5 protein-coding genes are annotated in these 8,167 nt (G+C 73.9%); 3 read left to right on the forward strand and 2 right to left on the reverse strand.

The window, feature by feature from the left end; translation table 11 throughout:
• Nucleotides 1-13: 13 nt before the first annotated feature.
• A complete protein-coding gene (locus tag AB0N81_RS41120) occupies nt 14-2,206 on the forward strand; it encodes a PQQ-binding-like beta-propeller repeat protein (protein WP_365367909.1) in 2,193 nt (730 codons plus the stop codon).
• 173 nt (nt 2,207-2,379) lie between these two features.
• On the forward strand, nt 2,380-4,440 hold the full coding sequence (locus AB0N81_RS41125) for a PQQ-binding-like beta-propeller repeat protein (protein ID WP_365367919.1): 2,061 nt from the start codon (nt 2,380-2,382) through the stop codon (nt 4,438-4,440).
• 26 nt (nt 4,441-4,466) lie between these two features.
• Here AB0N81_RS41125 and AB0N81_RS41130 read toward each other — a convergent pair whose 3' ends face one another.
• Together AB0N81_RS41130 and AB0N81_RS41135 are read right to left on the reverse strand one after the other, a co-directional pair.
• Nucleotides 4,467-5,300 (reverse strand): MurR/RpiR family transcriptional regulator, encoded by an 834-nt coding sequence (locus AB0N81_RS41130; protein ID WP_365367911.1) that lies wholly within the window; start codon nt 5,298-5,300, stop codon nt 4,467-4,469.
• Nucleotides 5,297-6,856, reverse strand: coding sequence for an aromatic amino acid ammonia-lyase (locus AB0N81_RS41135; protein ID WP_365367913.1), 1,560 nt, complete (start codon nt 6,854-6,856; stop codon nt 5,297-5,299). Before AB0N81_RS41135 ends, AB0N81_RS41130 begins: the two co-directional genes overlap by 4 nt.
• 142 nt (nt 6,857-6,998) lie before the next feature.
• Here AB0N81_RS41135 and AB0N81_RS41140 point away from each other — a divergent pair.
• Nucleotides 6,999-8,167 (forward strand): ATP-binding cassette domain-containing protein (locus AB0N81_RS41140; protein ID WP_365367915.1); only part of this gene is annotated, 1,169 nt, incomplete at its 3' end.

Raw genomic sequence — 8,167 nt, forward strand, 5'->3', positions numbered from 1 at the left:
CCGCGGCGACGACGTGTACACCCACACCTACGAAGGCGGCGACCCCGCAGTCGTACAGAGCCCCGCCCGGATCGGCCCCTACGAGGTGTTCCAGCTCCTCGGCGAGGGCGGCATGGGCAGGGTGTTCCTGGCCAGGTCGCCGGGGTCGCGGCTGGTCGCCCTGAAGGTGATCCGGCCCGAGTACGCCGAGGCGCCCGACTTCCGCGGGCGTTTCCGGCGCGAGGCCGCGTCGGCCCGGCGCGTGAGCGGCTTCTTCACCCCGCCGGTGCTCGACGTGGACGCGGACGCCCCGCAGCCGTGGCTGGCCACCGCCTACGTTCCCGCGCCGTCGCTGCACGACGTCGTACGCGGCTTCGGTGTGCTGTCCGAGGCGGGCCTGCGGGCCCTCGGCACCGGACTCGCGGAGGCGCTGCTCGCCATCCATGACGCCGGTGTCGTCCACCGCGACCTCAAGCCCGGCAACGTACTCGTCGCCGAGGACGGGCCCCGCGTCATCGACTTCGGCATCAGCAGCGCGGTCGACGCCACCCAGGTGACCCGGACGGGCGCCGTGATGGGGACGCCCGGGTTCATGGCGCCCGAGCAGATCGTGTCGAGCCGCGAGGCCGGACCGGCGGCCGACGTCTTCTCGCTGGGCTGCGTCCTGGTCTTCGCGGCCACCGGGCGGGGCCCCTTCGGTTCCGGGGGGACGGCCGAGATCCTCTACCGGGCCGTCCACCACCCGCCGCGACTCGACGGCGTACCAGCGGCGTTGGTGCCGCTGATCAGCGCCTCCCTGAGCAAGGACCCGAACCTCAGACCGTCCGCCGCGTCGGTGCTTGCCGCGCTGGGGCCCGCCGACCCTGCCGCGCTGCTCACGGAGGGCCTGCGGGAGGACCTGGCGCGGCGGGAGGCGCACGCCGCCGTCCTGGTCTCCGCGCCGCCCGTGCCCAGAGCGTCCCTGGCGCCGCCCCTCGACCCGTTCACCGCCCCCAGGGGGACGAGCCGCCGCAGGTTCCTGTGGATCGCCGCGGCCGGCACCACCGTCGCGGTGGGCGGCGGGGCCGCGGCGCTGGCCGGGTGGCGGTCGGAGCCCGGCAAGGACCCGGCCCGGAGCAGCGGCGGCGAGGGCAGCACGGGGCGGCCCGAGCCCAAGGTTCCGGCCGGACCACAGCCGCGGTGGTCGGTCCCGCTGAAGAAGCTGGAGAGCGCCCGGCTGCACCTGCTCGGCGACGTGTTGGTGCACTGGGCGCAGAGTGGCGCGACCGCCTACGACACCGCGAACGGGAAGGAACGCTGGACGGGTTCGCTGCGCATGCCCTCGGACGTCTCGACCGACCCGAAGTGGCTGGGCGTGCGCGGGTCGCTGCTGTTCGCCTCGGCCTGGAGCGGTGAGCGCGGCTATCTGTTCGGCGTCGACGCCTCGGGCAGGCAGAAGTTCGCCCACGCGGTCACCGAGCAGGGCGCCGACGGCCAGTCAGCCGGGTTCGTCGACGACGTCCTGTCCGTCGCCGGTTCGGTCGCGGTCCTCGGCACCAGCGGCCACAAGGGTTATGGGGTCCTCGCGCTCGATCTCGGATCGGGTGAGGTGCTGTGGTCGCGCGGGGTCAAGGGCAGTGACTTCCAGGCGTACGCCGACGGGAGCCGCTGCTTCCTCCAGGACAACGGCACACTCCGGGGCCTCGGCCTGCGCTCGGGCGCCGAGCAGTGGAAGGTCCGGGACGTCGTCAAGCCCGGCGCCTACCCCCATCTGTCCACCGACGGCAGGACGCTGCTGGTCACCAGCACGAAGGCGCAGGCCTTCCGCGTCACCGACGGCAAGAAGCTGTGGACCGCCGTCAACGAGACGACCACCATCAGCGCGGCCAGAGTCCGCGGCGAGCGGGCCTATCTCTACGACGGTCCTGGCACCGTGTTCGCCCTGGACACGCGGAGCGGTGAGCAGGTGTGGCACACCGCGAGCCCGGTGCACCTGACGACCACCGGCGGCGCACACGACCGGGGGCCCACCGTCTCCTCGTCCGTGGTGGCCGTCGCCACCTGGGCCACCGGCGACGTGCCGGGGTTCGTCGTCCTGCGCGCCTCCGACGGCAAGCCGCTCTGGGCGCACCAGCCGTCCGGCGCCAAGGAGGCGGGCAAGGCCGACTGGCTGCTCCAGGTCTCCGGCAGCACCCTCTTCGCCGCGTCCGCGTCCACCCTCCACGCCTTCCGGAGCGACACCTCGTGACCATGCCGCCGACACCGCCGATGCCGCCATCCGCGCCGCCGCCCGCCGGGCCGACACCGCAGCCGGCACCGCAGCAGACACCGCAGCCGCCGCCACCGCCGCCCCCGCAAGCCGCCGCCCCCGCCACGTACATCGGCCCCTACCGGGTGATCCGGGAGCTCGGCGCCGGCGGCATGGGCCGTGTCCACCTCGCCGCGTCGCGCAGCGGCCGTGCGGTGGCCGTCAAGGTCGTACGTCCCGAACTGGCCGCCGACCCCGACTTCCGCCGCCGCTTCAAGGCCGAGGTCGACGCCGCCCGCGCGGTCTCCGGCGCCTTCACCGCGCCGGTCGTCGACGCCGACCCCGAGGGGCCGCAGCCGTGGCTGGCCACCGCGTACATCCCCGGCCCCTCCCTCACCGACGCCCTGGACGCCCACGGGCCCATGCCCGAGCCGACCCTGCGCGTACTGGGCGGCGGCCTGGCCGAGGCGCTGGCCGCGATCCACCGGGCCGGGCTCATCCACCGCGACCTCAAGCCGTCCAACATCCTGCTCACCCTCGACGGCCCGCGGGTCATCGACTTCGGCATCAGCCGGGCCGTCGACGGAACGGTGCTCACCGCCGCGGGGCAGGTCGCGGGATCACCCGGATTCATGTCGCCCGAGCAGTCGCGGGGAGGCGAACTCACGCCCGCGAGCGACGTGTTCGCCTTCGGCGCCGTGCTCGCCTTCGCCGCCACCGGCACCCCGCCCTTCGGCACCGGCGCGGTCCACGCCCTGCTCTACCGGGCCGCCTACGAAGAGCCGCAGCTGACCGGCGTCCCGCCCGGCCTGCTCGGCATCGTCACCGCGTGCCTCGACAAGGACCCCGCCCGCCGCCCGACCGTCGAACAGCTCCAGGCATGGCTGCGCCCGGAGACGACCGCCGGCTGGCTCGGCGCGGTCGAGCTCCAGGTGACCGAGGACCAGCGCACCCTCCAGGGCGCGCTGCGCGGACCGCTGCTCAGCCGCCGCCGGCTGCTGACCGGGGGCGGCGCGCTCGCCGTGACCGCGGCGGCCGGGGGCACCGCCTGGTTCCTGCGCTCACGCGGCGGAGGCGGCGGGGACACGGCCGCCGCGCCCGGACTCGACTGGACCAAGGAGCTTCCGCAGCCCGCCATGTTCCTGCGCGCGGTGACCCGGTCCACGCTCCTGTGCACCGAGAAGGCCTCCGGCGCCTGCTTCGACCGGGGCACCGGCAAGCTCCTGTGGAAGGACCTCGGCGGCCAGAACACCGACGCCCTCACCGACGACAAGCGCGTCTACACGGTCCGTACCGACGGCAAGGTGCACGCGTTCGACGGCCGGTCCGGCAAGAAGCTGTGGGACGCGCCACCGGCCAAGGGCAGCGCGCCCGAACTCGATCACGCCGACGGCGAGTTGGTCATGGCCAGGAGCGGCGGACGCTTCCGGGCCCTGGAGGCGTCGAGCGGTGAGGTGCGGTGGACCTCACGGGACGTGGATGACGTGAGCACGGCCCTCGGCGCCACCCCGGCGGGCGCGCTGCTCGTCTGGGGCGACGCGTCGAAGACCACACCGGGCGCGCTGCTCAAGGGCTACTCCGCCCTCGACCGGGAGACGGGCGAGCGCGTGTGGGCGAAGGACCTCGTCGCCCTCTACCCACCGGAGAAGAGCAAGGTTCTCTACGGCATCGACGCCAGGATGAGGCTGCTCGCCCTCGACCCCGACGACGGCCGGACGCGCTGGAGCGAACCCACCGGACTCCCGCCCACGAACGCCGAGATACTCGGCTGGACCGACTCCATGAGCCTGCTCGAAGGCACCCTGTTCTGCTATCCGAGCACCGGCTTCAACGGCTCGACGCGCGGCCTGCTCGCCGCCTTCGACCCGGCGTCGGGCAAGACCCTGTGGACGGTGCGGACCGCCGCCCGCGGCAACCGTGGCTACGCGCGCGCCGGCGCGACCGTCTGCCACCTGGACAAGAAGGTCCTGCACGGGCTCGACGCCCGGACCGGCGCGGAACGCTGGACGGCGGGGGCGGGCCTGGGCGACCTCGGCTTCCTGGGCGCCCTGCGCGGACTCTTCCTCGCCGCGGGAACGAAGGGCCTGTACGCCTTCCACGCCGACACCGGCGAGCAGGTCTGGCACCACCGGGCCACCGGCGGCTCCGGGCCCTGGACAGCGCACGTCGTCGGCGACCACCTGTACGCCACCTGGTCCGGCAAGCTCTTCCGCTTCTCGGTGCCCGAGGCGTAGCCCGTACCCGTCACCAGGCACACGGCCTACTCCACGAACAGCCCCCGCGCCGCCGCGCGCACGTCGAACTCCTCCAGGCGGGCCTGCGCGTCCGGGAGGCCGTCGCACATCGCCTCCAGGAGGACCCGGCCGAGGAGCATCGGCGCACAGGCCGTGTCGAAGGCGAGGCCCGTGCCGACCGCGGCCGGCAGGAGGAGGTCGGAGTGGGCGGCCACGGGGGCGAACGCGGAGTCGGCGACGGTGACGACCGTCAGGCCCGCCGACCGGGCGTGGGCGAGCGCGTCGACGACCTCGCGGGGGTGGCGGGGCAGCGCGAAGCAGAGGAGGGCGGAGGCGCCGGCCCGCACCGCCGCGTCGACGCGGTCGGCCAGCATCGTGCCGCCCTCGTCGAGGAGGCGTACGTCGGGGTGGACCTTGGCGGCGAAGTAGGAGAAGCCGTACGCCTGGGAGGCGGCCGCCCGCAGGCCGAGGACGGGCAGGGGCCGCGAGGCGGCGAGGAGCCGTCCCGCGCGCTCCACCGGCGCCGGGTCGGCGAGGGCCTCCGCGAGGTGCCGGAGGTTCTCGATCTCGGCCTCGACGGCCTGCTGGTACTCGTTCGCCAGGGCCTTGGCCGACGTCTCCGGGGGCGCCACGTCCCGCAGGTGCCTGCGCAGGGCGGGGTAGCCGTCGAAGCCGAGGGCGACGGCGAAGCGGGTGACCGAGGGCTGGCTCACCCCGGCGAGCTCGGCCAGCTCGACGCTGGAGAGGAAGGGCGCGTCGGCGGCCCTGCGCACCATGCAGTGCGCGATGCGCCGCTGGGTGGGCGTGAGCCGGTGGCCCTCGAAGAGCACTTGCAGTCGCGCGGCAGGGCTGTCACTCATGCCGTCCCCCTCAGGATGTCCGTACCCGCAGTCGTTCCGGCGCCGAGTTCCGACCAGAGCCGGGTGAACCGGTCGAGGAGTCCCGCCGCCGCCGTCACATCATCCGTCAGCGGCCGGTCCGCGATCTCCGGTTCGAGCACGGAGTCGGCGAGCGCGAAGGCGCGGGCGAGCGGGGTGGCCGGGTCCAGGCGCATGTCACGTTGCCTCAACGCCCTTATGGCGGCGACCAGTTCGCACCCGACGACCATGCGGTACGCCTCGCAGGCGCGCAGGGTCTGGCGGGCGGCGAGCGAGGCGAAGCTGGCCTGTTCCTCGACGCCGCGGGAGAGCACCGCGTGGCCGAGGGAGGCGGGCGCGGAGAACGCCCGCAGGTCGCCGAGGGCGGCCCCTGCCGCGTATTCGAGGATCATGACGCCCGACGAGGCGGGTTCGCCGTCCGCGAGGAAGGGCCGCAGGCGGGTGAAGGCCGGCTCGTTCAGGGTCGAGAGGCGGGACGTGGAGAGCCGGGCGGCCTGCGTCACCGCCAGCCTGAAGTGGTCGAGGGCCAGGGAGAGCTGGGCGAGGTAGAAGCCGCCGTGGTGGTAGGCGGCCAGGTCCTCGGGGCAGATCAGCGGGTTCTCCGCGGCCGCGTTGATCTCGACGGTGAGGACGTCCTCCAGGGCGTCCGCCGCGTCGTGCGCGGGTCCGTGGATCTGCGGCACGCAGCGGAAGCCGTAGGGGTCCTGGATGCGGCCGAGCGGCGGCGTCGGCCGGTCGGGGGCGCCGAGGAGGCACCGCATGCGTGCGGCGACCGCGTAGGAGCCGGGGTGGCGGCGCGCTTCGTGGACGGGCAGCGCGTACGCCTCGTACGACCCGTCGACGGCCATCAGGGACAGTGCGGCGACGACCTGGGTGGCGCCGATCAGGCCGCGCAGTTCGTGGAGGGCGAGCGCGGACTGGCCGAGGGTGAGGGCGTTGCTGCTGATGAGGGCGAGGGCGTCGTTGTTGTCGAGGGGCTGCGGCTCCGGCGGTTCCCCGGGGCCCTGCCAGGGGTGTTCGCCCGCGAGCGCGAGGCCCATCTGGGAGAGGGCGGCGATGTCGCCGGTGCCGACCGAGCCGAATTCGTTGACCGTGGGGTACGCGCCGGTCTCCAGGGCCCGGCAGAGCGCGGTGACGACGCTGGGGCGCAGGCCCGCGCCGCCCGCGAGGAGCTGGTTGGCGCGGACCGCGAGCATGGCGCGGACCTGCCGGGCGGGCAGTTCGGCGCCGATGGCCCCGGCGTGCGAGCGCAGCAGTCTCAGGCCGTGGTCGGCGGCCGCCTCGGTGGGCACGTCCTCATTCCGGTTGGCGCCGACTCCGGTGGAGCGGCCGTAGACGCGGCCCCAGGCGGCGATCTCCCGCGCTGCGTTCCAGGAGTCCTCGGCGCGCTTCATGCCGTCGGTGGCGGGCACCGGCCTGGCGCCGGATTCGGCCAGGCGTACGACGTCTGCGACCATCAGTCCCCGGCCGTCGAGGACGACGACCGCTTCCCTGTGGTCGGTCGCCGTGTCCGCGATACGAGACGACTTCACTCGCATTCCCTCCTCAACCGGACGTTCTGTCTTGCCCTGCGACCACTTGTTACCGGTGATTTACGCGGGGCGCCCCGAAAACTATTGACAACTTATTCAGACAGCGAGAACTCTGCATGACGATATACAGCCGGGCAAGGGACTCCACATGATCCAATTCGATACGGTCCACAAGCGCTTCCCGAACGGCACGACAGCGGTCCACGACCTCACCCTGGACATGCCGGAAGGCGGCGTGACCGTCCTCGTCGGATCTTCCGGTTGCGGCAAGACGACGACCCTCCGCATGATCAACCGCATGGTCGACCCGACCTCGGGGACGATCCGGGTCGGCGGCCGCGACATCCTGGAACAGGACGCGGCCGAACTGCGCCGCTCCATCGGCTACGTCATCCAGCAGGCCGGCCTCTTCCCGCACCGCACGGTCCTCGACAACGTCGCCACGGTGCCGTTGCTGCTCGGCTGGGGCCGCAGGAAGGCGCGGGCCCGCGCGGCGGAGCTCCTGGAGACGGTCGGCCTCGCCCCGGACGCGGGCAAGCGCTACCCGCACCAGCTCTCGGGTGGCCAGCAGCAGCGCGTCGGCGTGGCGCGTGCGCTCGCCGCGGACCCGCCGGTCCTCCTCATGGACGAGCCGTTCGGCGCGGTGGACCCGGTGGTCCGCACCCAGCTCCAGGACGAACTGCTCCGCCTCCAGCGGGAGTTGAACAAGACCATCGTCTTCGTCACGCACGACATCGACGAGGCGGTGCGGCTCGGTGACCGCATAGCCGTCTTCCGCACCGGCGGCCACCTCGTGCAGTGCGCCGAGCCCGCCGAGCTCCTCGCCCGCCCCGCGGACGACTTCGTCGCGGACTTCCTGGGTGCGGAGCGGGGCCTGAAGCTCCTTTCCCTCGCCTCCCTGTCCGGCGTCCCGCAGGGGCCCGCGCCGGAGGGCGGCGCGTGGACGCTCCGGCTTGACGCGGTGGGGGCGCCGCTTGCCTGGCGGCACAAGGACGGGGACGCGGCGGACGTTCCCGTACGTCCACTCCGTGACACGGACACGCTTCTCGCGGCGCTGGACGAGTCACTGTCCTCCCCGGCGGGGCTGGTCGCCCGCGTGGACGCGGAGGGCCGCCTGACGGGGGTGTCGTCCCGTGAGGACATCCACGACGGGGCGAGCGCGGCGCACGCGGTCAACCGCGGGCCGGTGGGGGCTGACCGCGCAGTTCCCCGCGCCCCTAGGTCGTCCCCCGCATCCGGCACCGAGTCGCCCCTGGAAGAGGCCCCCTCAGCGACGCCGGGCAAGGTGGACAAGTCAGGGGCGCGGGGAACTGCGCG

The organism is Streptomyces sp. NPDC093510 (assembly GCF_040683555.1).
In the GTDB taxonomy this organism is placed as follows: domain Bacteria; phylum Actinomycetota; class Actinomycetes; order Streptomycetales; family Streptomycetaceae; genus Streptomyces.